The organism is Klebsiella michiganensis, assembly GCF_002925905.1.
GTDB classification, from domain to species: domain Bacteria; phylum Pseudomonadota; class Gammaproteobacteria; order Enterobacterales; family Enterobacteriaceae; genus Klebsiella; species Klebsiella michiganensis.
Genome location: NZ_PRDB01000011.1, coordinates 13,241 through 31,309, shown reverse-complemented (window position 1 = coordinate 31,309; position 18,069 = coordinate 13,241). Strand labels below are relative to the sequence as shown.

Annotated in this window: 19 protein-coding genes; 17 read left to right on the top strand and 2 right to left on the bottom strand. The window is 49.6% G+C overall.

The genetic code is table 11. The annotated features are described in order from the left end of the window. Positions 1 to 150 precede the first annotated feature (150 nt). The 5 genes from CDA56_RS20990 to CDA56_RS20970 all read left to right on the top strand — a co-directional run bounded on the left by CDA56_RS20990 (position 151) and on the right by CDA56_RS20970 (position 7,490). Complete coding sequence (locus CDA56_RS20990; RefSeq protein WP_224394466.1) at positions 151 to 2,433, top strand: replication endonuclease; 2,283 nt, start codon at positions 151 to 153, stop codon at positions 2,431 to 2,433. 217 nt (positions 2,434 to 2,650) lie between these two features. Further along, positions 2,651 to 3,916, top strand: a complete 1,266-nt coding sequence (locus tag CDA56_RS20985) for an N-6 DNA methylase (protein ID WP_104011416.1) — start codon at positions 2,651 to 2,653, stop codon at positions 3,914 to 3,916. Between the two features lie 3 nt (positions 3,917 to 3,919). Continuing rightward, positions 3,920 to 6,196 carry an ATP-binding protein gene (locus tag CDA56_RS20980; protein WP_104011415.1) on the top strand — a complete coding sequence of 759 codons (2,277 nt, stop codon included), beginning with the start codon at positions 3,920 to 3,922 and terminating at the stop codon, positions 6,194 to 6,196. Then, positions 6,197 to 6,829 (top strand): response regulator, encoded by a 633-nt coding sequence (locus CDA56_RS20975; RefSeq protein ID WP_104011414.1) that lies wholly within the window; start codon positions 6,197 to 6,199, stop codon positions 6,827 to 6,829. It abuts the gene before it with no gap. Next, positions 6,816 to 7,490, top strand: coding sequence for a calponin homology domain-containing protein (locus CDA56_RS20970; protein WP_139536103.1), 675 nt, complete (start codon positions 6,816 to 6,818; stop codon positions 7,488 to 7,490). Before CDA56_RS20975 ends, CDA56_RS20970 begins: the two co-directional genes overlap by 14 nt. Positions 7,491 to 8,141: 651 nt before the next feature. Here the strand turns inward: CDA56_RS20970 and CDA56_RS20965 are convergent. Both CDA56_RS20965 and CDA56_RS20960 read right to left on the bottom strand, forming a co-directional pair. Then, positions 8,142 to 9,203 (bottom strand): phage portal protein, encoded by a 1,062-nt coding sequence (locus tag CDA56_RS20965; RefSeq protein WP_104011412.1) that lies wholly within the window; start codon positions 9,201 to 9,203, stop codon positions 8,142 to 8,144. Beyond that, the gene (locus CDA56_RS20960; RefSeq protein WP_104011411.1) at positions 9,197 to 10,924 is read right to left on the bottom strand and encodes a terminase large subunit domain-containing protein; all 1,728 of its coding nucleotides are present in this window, start codon (positions 10,922 to 10,924) and stop codon (positions 9,197 to 9,199) included. The genes CDA56_RS20965 and CDA56_RS20960 overlap by 7 nt, the downstream gene beginning before the upstream one ends. Before the next feature lie 156 nt (positions 10,925 to 11,080). Between CDA56_RS20960 and CDA56_RS20955 the strand changes: the two genes are divergently transcribed. The 12 genes from CDA56_RS20955 (at position 11,081) to CDA56_RS20900 (ending at position 18,069) form a co-directional block, all read left to right on the top strand. After that, positions 11,081 to 11,920, top strand: a complete 840-nt coding sequence (locus CDA56_RS20955) for a GPO family capsid scaffolding protein (protein WP_104011410.1) — start codon at positions 11,081 to 11,083, stop codon at positions 11,918 to 11,920. A 9-nt stretch (positions 11,921 to 11,929) separates the two neighbouring features. Then, positions 11,930 to 12,964 carry a phage major capsid protein, P2 family gene (locus CDA56_RS20950; RefSeq protein ID WP_004213107.1) on the top strand — a complete coding sequence of 345 codons (1,035 nt, stop codon included), beginning with the start codon at positions 11,930 to 11,932 and terminating at the stop codon, positions 12,962 to 12,964. A 49-nt stretch (positions 12,965 to 13,013) separates the two neighbouring features. Further along, a complete protein-coding gene (gene gpM / locus CDA56_RS20945) occupies positions 13,014 to 13,871 on the top strand; it encodes a phage terminase small subunit (protein WP_104011409.1) in 858 nt (285 codons plus the stop codon). 112 nt (positions 13,872 to 13,983) lie between these two features. Next, positions 13,984 to 14,499, top strand: coding sequence for a head completion/stabilization protein (locus CDA56_RS20940; RefSeq protein ID WP_104011408.1), 516 nt, complete (start codon positions 13,984 to 13,986; stop codon positions 14,497 to 14,499). After that, a complete protein-coding gene (locus CDA56_RS20935) occupies positions 14,499 to 14,699 on the top strand; it encodes a tail protein X (protein WP_104011407.1) in 201 nt (66 codons plus the stop codon). The genes CDA56_RS20940 and CDA56_RS20935 overlap by 1 nt, the downstream gene beginning before the upstream one ends. After that, positions 14,690 to 14,974 (top strand): hypothetical protein, encoded by a 285-nt coding sequence (locus tag CDA56_RS20930; protein WP_004215823.1) that lies wholly within the window; start codon positions 14,690 to 14,692, stop codon positions 14,972 to 14,974. Before CDA56_RS20935 ends, CDA56_RS20930 begins: the two co-directional genes overlap by 10 nt. Next, positions 14,971 to 15,516: a lysozyme gene (locus CDA56_RS20925; RefSeq protein ID WP_004213111.1), complete on the top strand. Its 546-nt coding sequence runs from the start codon at positions 14,971 to 14,973 to the stop codon at positions 15,514 to 15,516. Before CDA56_RS20930 ends, CDA56_RS20925 begins: the two co-directional genes overlap by 4 nt. Before the next feature lie 186 nt (positions 15,517 to 15,702). After that, positions 15,703 to 16,038, top strand: coding sequence for an Rz1-like lysis system protein LysC (lysC, locus tag CDA56_RS30750; RefSeq protein WP_224394329.1), 336 nt, complete (start codon positions 15,703 to 15,705; stop codon positions 16,036 to 16,038). After that, a complete protein-coding gene (locus CDA56_RS20915) occupies positions 16,039 to 16,506 on the top strand; it encodes a phage tail protein (protein WP_064146775.1) in 468 nt (155 codons plus the stop codon). Then, positions 16,503 to 17,138 carry a phage virion morphogenesis protein gene (locus CDA56_RS20910; protein ID WP_020316957.1) on the top strand — a complete coding sequence of 212 codons (636 nt, stop codon included), beginning with the start codon at positions 16,503 to 16,505 and terminating at the stop codon, positions 17,136 to 17,138. The genes CDA56_RS20915 and CDA56_RS20910 overlap by 4 nt, the downstream gene beginning before the upstream one ends. After that, positions 17,135 to 17,722: a phage baseplate assembly protein V gene (locus tag CDA56_RS20905; protein WP_104011406.1), complete on the top strand. Its 588-nt coding sequence runs from the start codon at positions 17,135 to 17,137 to the stop codon at positions 17,720 to 17,722. Before CDA56_RS20910 ends, CDA56_RS20905 begins: the two co-directional genes overlap by 4 nt. Continuing rightward, a complete protein-coding gene (locus CDA56_RS20900; RefSeq protein WP_104011405.1) occupies positions 17,719 to 18,069 on the top strand; it encodes a GPW/gp25 family protein in 351 nt (116 codons plus the stop codon). Before CDA56_RS20905 ends, CDA56_RS20900 begins: the two co-directional genes overlap by 4 nt.

Below are 18,069 nucleotides of genomic sequence, written 5' to 3'. Positions count from 1 at the left end.
CCGCGTAAAAAAAATTGAACGTAGCTCAAATGGTCTTTACTGGCTTGTTTACGTGGATGTGATCTGCTGCGGACATATTGGCGCAAAGGTCATTATTTGCGATTCCGAAATAAAGGCAAATGCGATCTCTGTAGGTGATGAGGTGCGCTAATGACCGTTTTAGCATGGAGCTGGAGCGCCCCGAGGCAAGCAATTAACCCCAACGACTCCGAAGAAAGCTCAATTGAGTATCTCACCCCCAAAGGCGAGCGTAAGGCGCTCGCCTATAGCGATCTTGTTGATGTTGTTTATCGGGTACCGTTGCGACCTCGCGATGGCGAGGCGCGCAGGGCATTTGAACGAGCAAGGCTCGCCCGTCACTTGCGTCGCCGCGTCCAGGCTCTCCCGGCATTTATCCGCAAGCGTTTTTCAACGCACCTGGAAACTCTGGAGCGCAGGGATCCGAAAGAGGCTGTACGCTGGTTATTCAACACGTTTGAGCGCCACGTATTGCGTCGCGTTGATGCGGTAAACGCACAGTATCTGCCACAAAGTAATCTGCCTGCAATTCTCTTTCCGCTACGTGATGATTTTCATCTGCTGCCTTGGGCAGATAAAAAACGCCTGAAACGACTGGCCTATAGGCTCGCCAATCTGATGAAAAGCGAGTTTATGCGCGAGTTTGATTTTCGGTACGAGAAAACGGCAGATGTGGAGTTTTCCACGATCTACGCTTACGGCGCCATTGCCAGTAAAGCGATCTCACTCAACATTGCGATCCCTGGCTGGAAACAATATTGCGATGAAGTACTGACAGCAGAAGATGCATTGCGTGTTTTTGCCAGACTTCAAAAGGAAAAGTGGTGGCTAAGTAAGCTCCGCAAAATTCATGACCGCTGGCGTGAGCACCTCATGATCGCCACTAGCTACGTCAGCAAAGTTGCATCCCCTTACTGCTCTGAACCTTGCCTCAGGGAGTGGGTAGCTCAAAAAAAAGCCAACTTTGAATACCTTCAGGCGATGGAGCTGGAAGACCAGGACACTGGCGAGCGTACCTCCTTGCTCGATAAGGTCATGGGCAGCGTTTCCAACCCGAAGATCGCCCGTCATGAATTGATGGTGCGCATGCGCGGTTTTGAGGATATGGCTAACGAGATGGGACTGGTTGGCATGTTCTACACGTTGACCGCACCGTCACGTTATCACGCCACACATGTGCATTCCGGCAAGCGCAACGATAAATACTGCAATGCCAGCCCACGCAAAACTCAAAAGTACCTTTGCAACGTCTGGTCACGTGTACGCGCCAAATGGGGAAGGGAAGGCATCCGCACATTTGGTTTCCGTGTAGCCGAACCACATCACGACGGAACGCCGCACTGGCACCTGCTGTTATTTCTCCGCCCGGAAGAGGTGGAGCTTGCCACTGAAATTTTTCATGAGTACGCCCTCCAGGTGGATGGAAGCGAACCCGGCGCGGCTCAGTATCGTTTTACTGCCAAACCAATTGATGAAGAGTTTGGGTCGGCAACGGGATACATCGCAAAGTACATCTCAAAAAATATCGACGGTTATGGAATGGATGGCGAGTTTGATCACGAGTCAGGCAAACCCGTTAAAGAGATGGCAAAGCGCGTGCGGGCGTGGGCTTCACGCTGGAGTATTCGCCAGTTTCAACAGATTGGCGGTGCGCCTGTATCCACATGGCGCGAGCTAAGGCGCCTGGGAAGTCGTGAGCTTGTCTTGCACCCGGAGCTTGAAGCTGCCCGTGCTGCCGCTGATGCGCCCGACTGGCCGGGATACGTCAACGCCCAGGGCGGTCCGTTTGTAACTCGCGATTGTTTGCGTGTTCGTCTCAATTATGAATACACCGAAAACGGCAATGATTATGGTGACACAGTCGCCAAAATCAGCGGCGTCTATTGTCCTTTTACGATCAGTGAATCGGTCATTTATACCCGCACCAACGATTACAAAATCGTACCGAAGCGTAAGCCATCGCCGGTCGAGAATTTGACTTTAGAGGGCCGCGACGCGGCCCCTTGGAGTTCTGTCAATAACTGTACTGTAAGCGTCGAAACGGACGAAAAAACATCGCTGGAAAGGACAGAAGTTCCAGTGAACATCGAAGATTTGAGATGGTATTCACGTCAGCAAAGGCAAGAAATCACCTGCAGACTTAAAAATTTTACCCGAGAAAGTTCAGAAGAATCGTTTGCACGGACTGCAGGGAGTATGCGGACGTCAATAAACGATGAAAGCGCACTGTTTTGGGGGCCAAAAGTCGTAGCGGCTAAAAAAAAGAACCTAAATCCTAAAGAAGCAGAACAACGTTGGCGAGAACAGTTGCTAATTGAGGCAGAACATCGGGCTGCGAACTACTTCTCCGCATCAGCCGAATACCGGGAGAGAAGGCAGAGCCTACTTTGCGTGGTTAGAAGGAAAGGGGATTAGTTCATTTAGAGCCAGATTCGCCGCAATCATTCACTTTACGGTGTGGCATGAAAGATATACTTAAGAACTGTACTTAAATTTATCAAAATTTTTCTGCAGAACCTTATTCAAGAATTTTACACAAAGATTTTTATTATCAATAAGTTACGTTTAAAATGTTTGTGGAAAAAAATTTTTTTACATGATATCATGAAGGAAATATCTGCAGAAAGTCACTATGAATACCTTAATCTCACACAATGTTGCAATGCGCGAATTTCTACGTTCTTCAGATAAAGAACAGTTGAGAAATTCAGTTGATCTGGATGATATAGATACAGTCCTTAGAAAATTGCTTTCTATTGATGAAATGCGTGAGGCTGGAAGTTTCTTTACTGGGCAAGCTTTATCATCAGAAGCAATATCATCTTTCGCTAAGCCCATTACAATGAGATCAATTGTTTTGGATCCAACCTGTGGTGCCGGTAACTTACTTATTGAAGCGTCTAGGACGTTAGGTGTAGAGGCAACTTTATCCGAAACCTTGAAAGAGTGGGGTAATGTGCTTCGAGGGTTTGATATTCATCAACACTTCATTGAAGCAGCAAAAATTCGCATTGTTATTGAGGCCTTAAATAGAGGCGTTGAAAAAAATTGTGAATTGGAAGAGGCTTTTAAGTTACTTCCACATATTTATGTGAAGGATGCTTTGACAATAAATGCAGAGGAAGTAAAAGATGTCACACATGTTGTCATGAATCCTCCATTTACAATCTTACCTTCTCCCAAAGAAAATTATTGGAAGGAAGGGCATGTAAATGCTGCAGGTATTATAGTTGATAAATATCTGAGGTTATTACCAGAAAACTGTCTTATTAGCGCTATATTACCAGATGTTCTTCGGTCTGGTAGTAGATATTACGAATTCAGACAGTTTGTTTCCGAGTCAATGTGTGCGAATGTTAAAATTTGGGGAAGATTTAACAGTAAAACTGACGTCGATGTTTTCCTGCTATCAGGTATTAATCAACGTAACCAGCATGAGATACTATGGCATAGCGCAACAAATAAACAGACCTCTATTGCTGATTACTTCAATGTGAGAACTGGCCCATTAGTTGCCTATCGTGATCCCGAAGAGGGAAACGAATACGCATATTTTTATCCTAAAAATTGTCCCAAATGGGGTGTTGTAAAATCAGCGGTAGAGCGAAGAAGATTTTCAGGAACGGTGTTACAGCCACCTTTCGTTGTTATTAAAAGAACATCCAGCCCATCTGACCGCAGTAGAGCATCAGCAACATTCATAAACTTGAATGAGCCTGTGGCTATAGAAAATCATATGATCGTAGTAACTCCTAAGGATGGTAAAGTGAATACGTGTAAAAAACTTATGCGAGTTCTGCAAAGCCAACAAACGAATGATTTTTTGAATGAACGAATAAGGTTACGTCATTTAACAGTTGGTGTAATTAAAGACATTCCATTTGTTGAAGGTATATAAAATATGGCACGTAGATACTTAGGCAAAAAACCATTCGATCTTTCAGCTCGAGTTCCAATGCAACTGGGACGGGAAAGCATCTCAAGCTCAACCGTTGCGGTATCCGAACTCATCAAAAATGGATACGATGCAGATGCTGAAAGTGTACATGTAGAATTTTATTTAAGAGAATCACCTGCTCTTTCTACTATGGTTATTAGGGATGATGGAAATGGCATGGATGCTGATACAATTTATGACCATTGGTTAAAAATTGGCACTGACTTTAAGAACGGTGTTGAGCTGTCGATAAACAAGAAACGAGTTTTAACAGGTGCAAAAGGCTTAGGGCGCCTTGGTTTAGATCGACTTAGTAAAAAAGTTGTTTTATATACGAAGAAAAAAGGAAGTAACTCTGTTATTCAATTGATTGTTGACTGGAGGAAATATGAGGAAACAAATGTTTCTATTTCCGAAATCCAGCATGATATTTACGAACAGGATTTGCCTCTATCATGCAAATACGGCGATATATTCTCTTCGGTAGATGATTCTGGTACTTACATGGTATTGATTGGACTTAAAGATTGCTGGCGAACTGATTTTATTGAAGACTTAAAACAAGAGTTAAGACTTTTAATATCACCATATCGGTCGGTTAATGATTTTTCTATTACCATACATAGAACAATAAATAATGTCGTATTCTCTAGAGAAATTGTTGACACTCAAGAATTACTTAAGGCCGCTAGTTGGGAAGTGAAGGCAATAATAGATACAAGTAATAAAGTTAAACTTTCTTTTAAAAATAACTCGACAGGGGAACTAATAGAGCAAGTGCCTACACCTTGGAAACATTGGATATCGAAGCAAGGTGATAAACCCTTATTTGGACCATTGAAATTTGAATTCCATTATATGGTCAGAAAAAAAGAGTTTCTTTCGAAGATAGATATGTCAGCAAGAAATTGGTCAAAGTTCATGGAGCTGAACCGAGGCGTTAGGATTTATCGTGATGATTTTCGTGTGCGTCCATATGGTGAACCTACTGGAAAAGGAGATTGGCTAGATCTGGGCTACCGAAAAGCTTCCAGTCCTGGTGGAATAAAACAAGGTGGTTGGAGAATTGCTCCTAATCAAATAATTGGTGCAGTAAGTATTTCGAAAACTACGAATGCTATTCTTAACGACCAAGCTAATAGAGAAGGTATCGTTGAAAACGAAGCTTATTTGCAACTTCGTAATTTCATATTAAAAGTAATCGCCGCATTTGAAGTGCTTGCAACAAAAGAAGCTCAGGCAGATGAAGATACGGACTTGGCGGCAGAATTAGAGCGGATAATTAAAGAGAAAGATTCTGAATTAAAAGGAGCAATAGAAGGAATAAAAATATTTTCCAAAAAAAATAAAAGAAAAGGTAAAAAGACTCCACCAGCTCAAGTCTTAAATCAAAAATTGCGGGAATTAGAGAGAGCTAAAGCTTCTCATCAAAAAGCTCTCGATGATTATTATTTATATCTTGAAAAAGAACGCAAAAAGTTAGAGGGTGAAAAGGATACACTTTCAAATCTCGCCTCTCTTGGTGTGTTAACTGTGAGTTTTGGGCATGAGATTCGCACACATTCAGCATTAGCTTTAACAAACTCTAAGTTATTGAAACTCCTAATTCAACGTGCAATGACTACTGGCGGGGGGATTGATTATGGTCAATTAATCCGAGTAACTGACCTCATGATTACTGGAGCTCAATACGTTGATACTTTTTCTAAGCTAGCCATCAATAATATAAACCCTGATAAACGTACTCGTTCTAAAGTTAACGTCCCTAAAATTTTCAAATATGTTTTTGAGATGATGGCTGCAACTTTTTCTAAAATGGAAATCCAATATGAATTTGAGTTTTCTAAAATAGCAGAAGAAGATTTCAATGTACGCTCATTTGAAATTGATTGGGAGAGTATAGCAATCAATCTTATAACTAACTCTACATGGGCATTAGAGGACATTAAAAAAGAAGATAGGAAAATTAAGGTTATTTTTGAGCGGGTTGGTGGTACTAGATTAAGGTTGGCATTTATGGATTCGGGCTGTGGTTTAGAAGCTGGCCAAGAAAATACTATATTTCTACCGATGTATAGTCGTAGGACTGATAGCAAAGGTAATTCGATTGGAACCGGAATGGGATTGTCAATAATCAAAACACAGGTTGAAGAGCATATGCCATCTGGAACAATAACAGCCCAACAATATTCAGAATTAGGTGGGGCAGGTTTTTATATTGAAGTTTTACAGGATAAATAAATGAATACAATAATTTTCATTGACGATGACAGCGATGTGAGAGAAACGTATCAATTAGCTATGAGTATCATGTTTTCAGATGATTTTAAAATCTTGTGCTTGGATGTTGAGCCCTCTCTGGAAAGCATGATTCAAGTTTTGAATGATATTCCTGATAAGGTGACTTATTTTATTGATGAAAAACTGAAACATTCCGGAGTGGCATCTTATACAGGAGTTGAATTGGTTGAGCGAATTAGAATGTTTGATTCAAAAATTCCAATTTATATTCTTACTAGTTTTTCAGATGAGATTGAGAAATACCTTGGGAATATAGAGTTCGTTATTGATAAGAACGACTGGGAACTGAGTGACGATGAAAATAATCTGACAAAGAGATTTTTAAGACATATTAATACTTATAAAGATATAAAGTCTCAACAAGCAAAAAGATTTGATTTTTTGCTTGAAAAATCAATCTTTTCCACTCTATCAGATAATGAGTTAGAGGAATTTAAAGCTTTAGATTTATCAAGAGTAAAAAACACTACAAGTGAGGGTATTATCAGTGAGGCATCTCTTGATGAGTTAAATATTGCATCGAATGAATTGGATGCCATATATTTAGAGTTAAGGGGGGATGATGATAAATAGTTTTTATTATCCTTCGCTAGTCAGACAGGATATAGCTATCTACTATAAGGTAGAGGGTGAGTTTTATGCTACTTATAATTGTGAAAAAAATTACATTAATATTAGTAAAGACTGCCAGTTTAGATGTGTATATTGTGACGCTCATGTTGATGAATGTGGCGGTGAACATTTTTCATTAGATCACTTTAGGCCCATGGATGTTTTTTTAGATAAGTTTAATGGTGTATTGAAAGTGCATCCATTCAATTTGCATCTTTCTTGCCAAAAGTGCAATGTATTGAAAACGAACGATTGGAGAGGTTGTCAGGATACTATTGATGGTGCAACATATATATCTAGGTTAGGATATATAGATCGTTTCAAAGAAGATATTAGTAAATATATAAAAGTAGATGAAAATGGTTTTGTTATATCAATTGATAATAATGGGCCCGGTGATTATATGATACGGAAGATGCTATTAAACCGTACAAACAGAGTTTATCTTAGGAAGAGAAGGGTAGTAAAAGATAAAGCAGAGAGAGTTTTGAAATTGTTGTTGCAGAAACAGGAGGATATTCTGAGGTCAGATGAAATGAACATAGATGAATTAAAAAAAGAAATCCAAAAATTACAATCTCTTCTTCGAAGATTTGAAAGGCTAAAATTATTAAAATTATAATCAAGCTGAACTGTCATTCCTTGCTTTATATTAGGATGTCAGCAATTGACTGAATTGTGTTGACATCCTTACACCTTACAGTATATTTTTTTGCATAATTTGACTGCAAATTAACCAATTAGTCTTCAGTTGAGAAATCTACGGTCTTTTAGTCAATTCAGCAAAAAAATTCCTTAAGCACTCATGTATGGTATGGAAATCACAAGATCTTACTATGTTCGGATTACGGTCATATATATCGACCGATGATATGTTGTCTGAAGAGCATTTTCTAACAGTAAATGCAAAATAGTGAACATTATTGCACGACATTTATGATGTGTTTCATTCCCTATAAGCCCATGAGGGTAATACTGTGAAGTCGATTTAGTTTATGCGCAAGAAACGTCAGAATCGCTGCGCGCAGGTGACGGGGGGCAAGCCCCCGCAAACGGGGCAGTGTAGGGAAGGCGGCAGAATACGCACTTTCACAATTTCTGCGTCATGGTGAGCGGAAGTTTTGGTTGGAGGTACGCCTTCTGCAGGGAAAAAGCAGCGACGCGCAGAGGGGCGCTGATGCGGGATTTTTTCAGCAGAAAAGATGAGGCCAGCGAAAACGCTGGCCTGTTATAAGTCTCTGATATTGTTTAAATAAACTGAATTTTCTTGCGGTTATTTCTCAGGGGTAAGCAACGTGTAAGGATTAAAGCGGATCACTTCTTCTCCGATCCACTCGTTCACCACCTTCAGCGCCTCCATCACGGGTGTCAGTTCGTTGATAGCGTACACCCGGGCGGCTTTCTCGATATCCCCAAATGATCCGTTTCCCTCTGGCATGGCGCCCATCAGCTGCGGCGGGATACGGTGCGCTGCGAGTATGTCGTCACGTGTGGCGTTCTTAATGTTGATAAACTCATCTTTCGCCGTGATCTGCTGGAAGGGGAGGATTTGCACGCCGTCTTTGCCGCCGCCTGGCGCATGCAGCAGCAGGTTTTTAAATGCGCCTTTACCGCGCGCACCGGTCAACGTCTCTTTGACTGCCTTCATGCTTTTATCGTCAACCTGTCCGGCGCCAATATAGACAATGCATCCAGCATGCGATCCGTTGTCGTAGTACAGCTTACGGAACATGTCAGCGGAGTGGGCCAGGCTGGCGGCCAGCAGTGCTGCCATATATTCCGGCATACCGTAGACCTCCTGATTAATATCAGGGTTGAGAACGTGACAAACCGTTCCTGATTTGAACGTGTGCTCTTCTTTCCAGCGACGGATAAACCAGTATTGATCGAGATCTGTGCTCCCACGCCGGGTGTACTTCGCAAGAGAGTGTTTGAAGGGGAGTGGGCCGCCTAGGCGATTACGCGGCAATTCGAGATAGGCATTGCCAAACGTGAACCAGTCCAGCGCAAACGCGGAAAAGGTCTGGCGATTGAGCAGTTTGTGCGGGATAAAACAGCCGGTGAGCACATTACGTTTGAAATACAACGCCGACTCATGCCAGGCGCTCTGACGCGGAGCTTTAGCCAGTCCGTAAAAGTCTACTGGCGTCTCATAGTATCGCCCGTTGTCCATGCAATAGAGATTGTCCAGCAAATCGGCCATATCCCGCACGGGATAAGGGCCGTCAAAGCTGAACGCTGTCAACGCGGGATCGGCCTTCAGTGACTCCACAATGTCAGGGCCGGCGGTGCTGGCTATCGGCTTTTTACCGTATTTCTTTTTCAAAGTTACCATCCCATTGCGAAACCACCGCCGCCACTTTCCTGGCCCAACGGTTCATTAATAATCGAAAGCATGGTTGCCCACGCCATATCACCATGGCTTACGCCGCGCGATCGGTCCGTTTCGTAAGTGATGAAACCGCCGGGTGTAACTACTTTGCGAACAGCGTTGAAGGCTCTGACCAGACCCTGCTCGCTGCGGTCATATTCCCAGCGGCCGGCGCGTATGACCTGCAACATTTTGAGGACAAGGGCGCGCTTGGAAGAGAGGCTCATCTGGTAGCAAATAGCCGCCGGGAACCAGTTTTTAACAATCTGCCAGACCGCCTCCCCGACGCCTTGACCGTCAATGGCGATGTGAGTGACGTTGTAGCGCTCGGCAGCCTCTTTGATGACCGCCGCCTGCTGTTCAAACTCAAGCCCTCGCAGTTGCTTTAATTCAACCGTGCGAAACCGGCCGCCGGCCACAAGGGGAGGGACCGTCACGGACAGAGCACCGGCATCACCATTGCCGCTGCCGCCGTTGGCGTCGTAGCCCAGCCACACCTCACGTTGCCCCATAGGGCGACTGGCGAACGGTTTCCAGTCGGGCCAGTCGTCATACCCGTCAGCGCCGCACCCCAGTAACTGGCTAAGATTGAACGCGCTTTCGCCGTCTTTGACGAACTCGCACATGTACAGGTTTTCAAATTCATCAGGGCTGTTTTCGTCCCGGATTTCATCAATGTCGGTGTAGTCCCAGCCGTTATTGATAGCGTCCTGAATAGTGACGATCTGCCGCCACGTTTTATCCGGGTAAAGCACGCCGCTATGGGTTTTCTTCCATGAAACGTCAAAGTCAACGCGCTGCGCTTTAGGCCGTTTCGCATTCCATCGATCGCCGGTCCAGAACTGATAGGCTTCATGGCTTTCGCTGGATGGCGTGGAGAAGTACGTGCGTGTTAAGCCTTTGAGCGTTGCCATGGCGCCGGCAACTTTGCGCAGGTTGATAAAGTTTCCTGTCCAGAAAAACTCATCAAATCGCAGGTGGCCGGTGTACGACTGCGCCGTCGCCGCCGACGTCCCGAGAAAATGCAGCTCCGCGCCGTTTGACAACGTGATTTGCTCACCGCCTTTAAGTTCGACGTCCACCTCTTCAGCCGCTTTACGGATGAAGTTGCGGAACTGGAGCGCCTGCTTGCGGGACGCCGACAGAAAAATTTGGTTGCGCTGATAGTCGTGCTTAACGTCCGTTCTCAGTGCGCCCAGTAATGCCTCGCGGGCAAAGTACCAGGTTGCCCCGATCTGCCGCGATTTGAGGATCATCCGGTTACGCTGATCTCGTTGTTCGTACCAGCCGCGCTGGTGCCATGCGAGAGAGTCGAGAATTTTTAAGCGCAACGCCTCGATCTGCTCCTCGGAGAAGTGATTTTTCTTCTTGCGACGACTGGTTTTTTTTACGCCGGTGATAGTGGAAGCCTGCCCGATATCTAGCTTTTTCAACTGCCGGGTTAACAGGTCAATCTCTTTGAAATCGCCACTGGTTTTATTGTCTTTCGCGCTCAGCTGGCAGAGACGGGTGTCAATGGATTGCGTCACCCGTTTGATGGGCGTTGTGTCATCCCATGCGTCGCGCTTTTTCCACGAATAAACCGTGTTTGAGTTGATGCCCATGAGTCGCGAAATTTCGGCGGGCGGGTAACCCTGCCAGTAGAGCTGTTTTGCCCTTAATCGAATAAACGCATCCTGAATCATCACTTCCCCCTTTTGAGCAGGGAGATTACCTGCGCGCGATCCCCGCGGCTCGGGCTTTCAGGTCTGGCCGTTCTCCGACAACAAAACCGCGTGGCGCCGGGCTTTCAGGCTCTGCGATGATGCAGCGACTGACATAAATCAACAGGATAAAACGACATGGCCAGCACGACTAAACCCGCCCGCAAAAAGTTTCGCGTTGCGGTTTCCGGCGCCACCGTTGACGGGCGCGAGATCCAGCCGCAGCACCTCCGCGATGCGGCGGCGAGCTACAACCCGGCCGTTTACGGCGCCCGCGTGAACGTGGAGCACTATCTCTCCATGCTTCCTGACAGCAATTTTGGCGCCATGGGGGATGTTGTTGCTTTAAGCGCGGAGGATATCACCGAAGGGCCGCTGGCCGGTCGTACGGCGCTCTATGCCGAGATCGACGCTTCGGCACGAATGAAGCAGCTCACCGATGAAGGAAAAAAAATCTATTCCAGTATTGAGCTGCATCCGCAGTTTGCCCTTAACGGTAAGGCGTATGTGGTCGGCCTGGCGATGACGGACACCCCGGCAAGTCTGGGGACTGAGCGCCTTAAATTTGCCGCGCAGCAGCGCGCGCAGGTGATGGCCTTCAATAACCAGCAGATCGAGGCGCCGCTGTTCTCTGATGCGCTTGAAGCTGAAGTGATCGAACTGGCCGCTCATCGCAGCGAGGAGGGCGTCAACTGGTTCAACCGCGTGATGGGCATCCTTGGTAAAGGCCAGAAAACCGACGATCAACGGTTCAGTCAGTTGCATCAGGTTGTTGAAGCCGTTGCTCAATCTCAGGCAGACCAGATTGACCGGTTCAGTGCCCTGGAACAGGACTGCCAACAGGATAAAGCCACCATTCAGCAACTGACCAGCGAACTTAACGAGCTGCGCGGTCAGCTTCAGCTCCAGCCCGCAGAAAATTACAGCGCACGACCGGCGGCAACCGGCAACAGCAGCGCGCAGCTTGCAGACTTCTAAGAGGTAACCATGGAAAACCAGACCCGCGAACTATTTGATAAGTACATTGTGCGCCAGGCACATCTGAACGGTGTCTCACCCTCAGCCGTTGCCAATCGTTTCAGCGTCGATCCGACTATCCAGCAAAAACTGGAACAGGCCGCCATGGAGTCGGATGACTTCATGAAGCTGGTTAACCACTTTGGGGTTAAAGAGCAGGAAGGGCAGAAAGTAAAAATTGGCAGTAAGGGACCGATGGCGAGCACCAATAACAGCTCGGACGGCACCAACCGCCGTAACCCTGCACCGAACCATAACAAAGAGCCGCAGAACTACCACTGCCGCAAAACCAACTATGACTATGCGCTTTCGTATGCGGAGCTGGACGCGTGGGCCGGTCACCCTGAATTTCAGTCATTAATCAGTAATGCGATGGCCCGTCAGCTGGGGCTGGATCGCCAGATGATTGGCTTTAATGGCACGCATTACTCTGAAAACTCCGACCGCACGACCTATCCGTTATTGCAGGATTGCGGCGTTGGCTGGCTGCAAAAGATCCGCAATGAGGCGCCGCAGCGCATTATGCCAGGTATCACGCTGACTTCCCGTGATGAGAATAACGCGGTAATTGCGTCAGGCACCTACGGCAATATTGATGCCGCCGTGCTCGATGCACGCCACAGCCTTATGGATCCCTGGTTCCGCCGCGCTCCCGGTCTGGTGACTGTGCTCTCGTCCGATCTGCTGCTGAAAGTGAACCTGCCGAAAGTGAACGCGCTCAGCCAGACCAATCCGAATACCGAACTACTGGCCGCGCAGCTCATTGTCAGCCAGGAAAAGATCGGCGGCCTGCCGACGGTCTTTGTCCCGGGCATTCCTGAAGATGTCGTGCTCATCACCAACCTGAAAAACCTCTCTGTGTACTACCAGAAAGGCTCCCTGCGTCGCTCTATCCGGGAAGAGCCGCACTACAACCGCGTGGCGACTTACCAGTCCAGCAATGATGACTATGTCATTGAAGAGTACGGCATGATTGCCATGATCGACGGCGTGACATTCGCCTGATAATCCCCATCACATGGCGGGCAGCAAGCCCGCCCAGGAGAATGAACCCATGCTGACACCGGCACAAAGACACTTTCAGAAGGTCATGGCAGAGAGGCGGGGCATCAGTGATGAGCGTGACGCGGAGACGCGCACCGCGCATGAGCAGATCCTCTTTCGCCTGCATATGCATAAATCTTCGCTAAGCCAAATCCAGTCCCGCCAGGCGAAGGCCGCTGTAAAGGCCAGCATCCTTCCTGAGTTTCAGGGATGGATTGACGGCACGATCGAGGGCGACAGCGGGCGCGCGGATCCGGTCATCACCACGCTGATGGTGTGGGCGGTGGACTGCTCCGACTATGCGCTGGCGCTGCGTATCGGGCGCTATGTCGTTAAGCATGGCCTGAGCATGCCGGATGACAACTATCGCCGCCCGGCACCCACGGTACTGGCCGAGGAAATCTGCAATCCCATTCTGAACCTCGCCACCACGGACGCCGGAGCCGATTTGTCAGGCTATATCCCCATGCTGGACGAGCTGGCCGAAATTGTGGCTGACAGTGATATGCCGGATGAGGTCCGCGCGAAGCTGTGCAAGGTGAGGGCGTTTTGCCGTCGCGACACGGAAGACGCGGAAACCAAAGGCGAAGCGCTGAAACTCTTCCGGGAAGCCATGAACCTGAACCCGGGTGCCGGTGTGAAACGGGAGATCGCTTCTCTGGTCAGCGCTTTGAAAAAGGCGCCGCAGACCAGCGCGGCAAGTGGTGATGCGGAAGATGAGACTTCATCCAGCGATACAGCAGCAACCGAAACACCCGCAACAGAAAAAGCAACACGAACGCGCAAGCAGACGAAAACGGCGGCCGGCACTCAAAAAGCCACCCGCAAAACGGCGGCAAAAAAGACAACGAAAACCGCCACAAAGTAAACGCCTGAGCGTAATGAACTGGCCCCGCGCCACAGGCGGCGCGCCCGGCGATCTGCCCGTAATGCGGTCTTTTTACCGGACGCCCACCGCCTGACCTACCGGAGAAACGACGATGAGTTTTATCGCACAGCGCCCCGTCAGACCTGCTGAAAGTGATGTGACAGACGTGGACGACGGCGGCGCACAGATTGCCATCGGCACTTTCTGGCCGACGGTAAAACTCCACGATCTGCGCCTGGCTGCCCGCATCGCCGGTGACATTACAACATCCCGATTAATGCATATGGCAACGGAGGCCGCGCTGCATGTCGCGGATCAATTGAAGGACTGGCGCAAGCAAAGGGAAGCGGAAGGTGCGGAATCTCTGGCCTCTGTGCTGCTGACTTCTGTCGGTGAACCTGTCGAGCAGATTAACGGCGAAAGCGCAAAAGTTTACCGCTTCCGGCGTGCGGTCTACTCCTTCACGCGCGCCAGTGTTCTGGAGGGTTACAGGGATGTTGGCACCACGCCAAAAGGTGACAAAAACGCCGAAGCCCTGGACAGGCAAATAGATGATCTCTGGCGGGACGGGCGCTGGAGTATCGCTGACATTCGGGAAGAAGCCCGGATCTATGCGGAGCTGTTCTGATGAAAGTCAGGGCGCTGCAAAACGACACGGTTGATCAGCTTTGCTGGCGTCATTACGGCAAAACCGCAGGTGTCACGGAGAAGGTGCTCGAAGCCAATCCGGGACTGAGCAACCAGATATTTTTGAATGCCGGGCAGGAGATCGAAATGCCCGAGATAACCAGCGAGGTGGAACGGGTAACCGTCCAGTTATGGGAATGACTCTGGATCGTATTAACGAATATTTTGCGTTTGCAACATCCGCCCTGGTGACCGGCGTGGGCGTCATGACCGTCAGCGAAAAACTGGCGCTGGCTGGCCTTCTTCTGGGGATTGTTTCCGCCGTCCGGCTGGCGATTCACCGCCGCCGCATTGAGCAGGCCAGCCAGCGCCGTAACGATTTGATCGAGCAGATTCTCCGCCAGGCGCAAACCCGCAACCTGTCGGACCGCGAGCGGCAGTTGCTGGAGCAACTGCACGGAGACAAACCTGCATGAAGAACATCATCAAAAAATGTTCGATTGCGGTGATAGTGGCTCTGGGCATTTCGCTGGCGCCCGGGAGCGTCAGAACATCGAAAGAAGGGCAGCAGAAAATTGCAGGTTGGGAAGACTGCCGCAGCACGCCTTATTACTGCACGGCGGGGGTGTTGACGGTTGGCATTGGCTCCACGGGCGGCGTGGAAAACCGCGAATACAGCAACCAGGAAATAGCGCGGCGCTGGATCAACGATCTGCAACGGGCGGAGAACTGCATCAATAACAATTTCCATGGTGCCGACATGCCGCAACTCACCTTTGAGGCTATGACGGATGCGGCCCTGAATCTGGGCTGCACCGGGCTGATGTGGTTCACCGATAAAAACGGACGCAAGCAGAGGACCACGATCTGGAAGCATGCCCAGGCCAGACAATGGCCGCAGATGTGCAACAGGCTGACTGATTTCGTCAATGTGGGCGGTAAGCGCTCCGCCGGCCTGGTTAACCGGCGCAATGATTTTAAAGCCTGGTGCCTGCTGGGCCTGAGTACGCCGTCATGAGGGCGGGTAGTGTGATTGTGATGCTTGTCCTTCTGGCTGCTGTCTGGTGGCAGACCGACCAGCTGAGCGAGGCCAGGACCCGCAACAAATTGCTGACCGAAACGGCGACCGGTTACGACCAGCTTATCCAGGAAGTGAAAGCGACCGCCATACAAACCCATAAGTTACTGGCAGAGGTGAAAGTCCGTGAGCAACAGCGTAATGCAGAAGGGGAGCGACGACGTGAAGCAATGCAGGCCGCGTTCAATGGTGACACGTGCGCTGTTACTCCTGTGCCTGACGCTGTCAGTCGTAGCCTGCAAAAACGCGCCGCCCGCGCCGGTCATTCAGTTGGTCCGTGAACCCGTCCCGGAGAGTCTGACCGAAGAGACGCCACGCCCGGCGCTGGATAAGCGAGTGACCTGGGGCGCGGTGGCGATATTCAGCGACAGGCTGATTGATGCGCTTGATGCCTGCAATGTTGACAAAGCAACGATCCGCCAGTGGGACAACCTGCGCCAGAACACCCGTAAGGAGCCATAAATGCTGAAGATAGACACCCTCCGTGCCGCCATTGAGAAAGCAAACACCTGGTGTCGGGCGAACCCGGAAGCCTGGACGGTGTTCGTTGAAGAGGGTGGCATTGAAACCACCGGTGAAACGCCGTCATTCATGTACCGCTATTCTCTGGTGCTGTTCGTCATGAACTACGCCGGGAGCATTGACGACTTCACGCTGCCGCTCATGGCCTGGCTCTGGTTTAATCAGCCCGATCTGCTGCTTAACCCCGATAAAAACCAGCAGATAAAATTCACCACGCTGATTAACAGCGATGACACCGCCGATCTGATGTTTGAGCTGCCGGTACATCAGCGGGTACTGGTGCAACTGGATGAAAACGGCGTGCCGTGCGCCGAGCATTTGCCGGAGCCTCGACCGCGCGTGCTCGCCCCTCACGCCGCAGGCTGGGGGCTGGTATTTGAAGGCATGCTTCAGGAGGGCGGAGCGTGAGCGATCGCATGTTCAGCGAGCTGGATCAGGTCTTTCAGGACATCCTCGACGGCGTCAGCCCGGCGGGGCGCACCCGTACCGCGCGCAAAATTGGTCTGGCACTGCGTCGCAGTCAGCAGCGCCGTATCGCGTCACAGAAAAACCCGGACGGCAGCGGCTATGCCGTGCGCCGCCGTAAGGTTTACCGCACCCAGCAGGGGATCAAGTTCTTCTGGAATAACGAGGTGCGGGCGCTGAAAAACTGGCGCGGCGGGCGCGGTAAATATGGCCGGACAATCACGGGTTTTGACGAGAAGCGCCGGGATATCCGCACCTTCTATCGGGCCGATATCGAGCGGTATCTGGAAATCAAAACGCAATCAGCTACGCATTCAGAGACAAAAAAAGCACCGATGTTTACCCGCCTGCGCACCCTGCGTTTTATGAAGCTCAGGCCGGACGCGGGCGGCGTCACCGTAGGATTTGACGGCATCGCTGCGCGCATTGCCCGTATTCACCAGTACGGCCTCAAAGACGAGGTTGGTCCGGGCGCTTACGCGCAGTACCCGGCGCGTGAACTACTGGGCATAACTCCGGCAGACCTGAGCGCTACGGAAAACGCCGTTATCAGCAGTCTGGGCGGTGCGTCATGAATGCTGAGCTGATGCGCCTGCTGGAAAACATTCTGCGCCTGGGCGTCGTGGAACAAATCAGCGCCGACAAGAAAGCGGTGCGCGTTCGCTCCGGCAGGTTGCTGACCACCTGGATCCGCTGGAACGTCACCCGCGCAGGGGCATTCAGCATCTGGCTGCCGCCCTCGATAGGGGAGCAGGTCTGGATCGGTTGTCCGGGCGGCAACCCTGAAAACGCGTTTGTGATTGGCTCTGCATACAGCGCAGATAATCCGCCAACGGGCAGCAACCTGCTGGAAATCAGCATCACCGCACCGGATGGCGCGCGCCTGCATTACGACGCCGCCGCCGATGCCGGAGCACTGTCCGTGACCGGTATTAAAACCGCGCATATCCAGGCAGAGACCCGCGTCACGCTGGACACACCGGAGGTGGAATGCACGGAACACCTCAAAACACGCACTTTCGAACTGACCCACGGCGGCACGATGGCCGGTGACGTGCTCCATTCCGGCGGCGTGTTGCAGTCAAACGGGATCACCGTACATGAACATAAACACGGTGGCGTGCAGTCTGGCGGGAGTACCACGGGAGGTCCGCAATGACAGCCAGTTATACCGGGATGAACCCGGAAGGCACCGGCGCGCTGACCGATCACGATCAGCTCTGGCAGTCCGTGACAAAAATCCTCACCACGCCAACAGGCTCCCGTGTGATGCGCCGGGACTTTGGCAGTGTGGTACCTGATTTACTCGATGCGCCACAGAACACCGTCACCCGCATGCAACTGATGGGCGCCACCGCTATTGCGCTGGCGCAGTGGGAGCCGCGGATCAGTCTGACCACCGTCAATGTGGTGTTTTCAGAAGCAGGCGCGGTGACTGCTGAACTGACCGGCACTATCACGGAAACCATGACAGAAACCAGCAACACCATCAGGTTAAGGAGCTAG

Excerpts from the sequence above, each read along its gene's own strand:
- CDA56_RS20900 (WP_104011405.1), top strand. The coding sequence starts at position 17,719 with ATGACAGCCAGTTATACCGGGATGAACCCGGAAGGCACCGGCGCGCTG.
- CDA56_RS20965 (WP_104011412.1), bottom strand. The coding sequence starts at position 9,203 with ATGGTAACTTTGAAAAAGAAATACGGTAAAAAGCCGATAGCCAGCACC.
- CDA56_RS20925 (WP_004213111.1), top strand. The coding sequence starts at position 14,971 with ATGAAGAACATCATCAAAAAATGTTCGATTGCGGTGATAGTGGCTCTG.
- CDA56_RS20915 (WP_064146775.1), top strand. The coding sequence starts at position 16,039 with ATGCTGAAGATAGACACCCTCCGTGCCGCCATTGAGAAAGCAAACACC.
- CDA56_RS20980 (WP_104011415.1), top strand. The coding sequence starts at position 3,920 with ATGGCACGTAGATACTTAGGCAAAAAACCATTCGATCTTTCAGCTCGA.
- CDA56_RS20930 (WP_004215823.1), top strand. The coding sequence starts at position 14,690 with ATGGGAATGACTCTGGATCGTATTAACGAATATTTTGCGTTTGCAACA.
- CDA56_RS20935 (WP_104011407.1), top strand. The coding sequence starts at position 14,499 with ATGAAAGTCAGGGCGCTGCAAAACGACACGGTTGATCAGCTTTGCTGG.
- CDA56_RS20990 (WP_224394466.1), top strand. The coding sequence starts at position 151 with ATGACCGTTTTAGCATGGAGCTGGAGCGCCCCGAGGCAAGCAATTAAC.
- CDA56_RS20940 (WP_104011408.1), top strand. The coding sequence starts at position 13,984 with ATGAGTTTTATCGCACAGCGCCCCGTCAGACCTGCTGAAAGTGATGTG.
- CDA56_RS20950 (WP_004213107.1), top strand. The coding sequence starts at position 11,930 with ATGGAAAACCAGACCCGCGAACTATTTGATAAGTACATTGTGCGCCAG.
- gpM (WP_104011409.1), top strand. The coding sequence starts at position 13,014 with ATGCTGACACCGGCACAAAGACACTTTCAGAAGGTCATGGCAGAGAGG.
- CDA56_RS20905 (WP_104011406.1), top strand. The coding sequence starts at position 17,135 with ATGAATGCTGAGCTGATGCGCCTGCTGGAAAACATTCTGCGCCTGGGC.
- CDA56_RS20975 (WP_104011414.1), top strand. The coding sequence starts at position 6,197 with ATGAATACAATAATTTTCATTGACGATGACAGCGATGTGAGAGAAACG.
- CDA56_RS20970 (WP_139536103.1), top strand. The coding sequence starts at position 6,816 with ATGATGATAAATAGTTTTTATTATCCTTCGCTAGTCAGACAGGATATA.
- CDA56_RS20955 (WP_104011410.1), top strand. The coding sequence starts at position 11,081 with ATGGCCAGCACGACTAAACCCGCCCGCAAAAAGTTTCGCGTTGCGGTT.
- CDA56_RS20985 (WP_104011416.1), top strand. The coding sequence starts at position 2,651 with ATGAATACCTTAATCTCACACAATGTTGCAATGCGCGAATTTCTACGT.
- CDA56_RS20960 (WP_104011411.1), bottom strand. The coding sequence starts at position 10,924 with ATGATTCAGGATGCGTTTATTCGATTAAGGGCAAAACAGCTCTACTGG.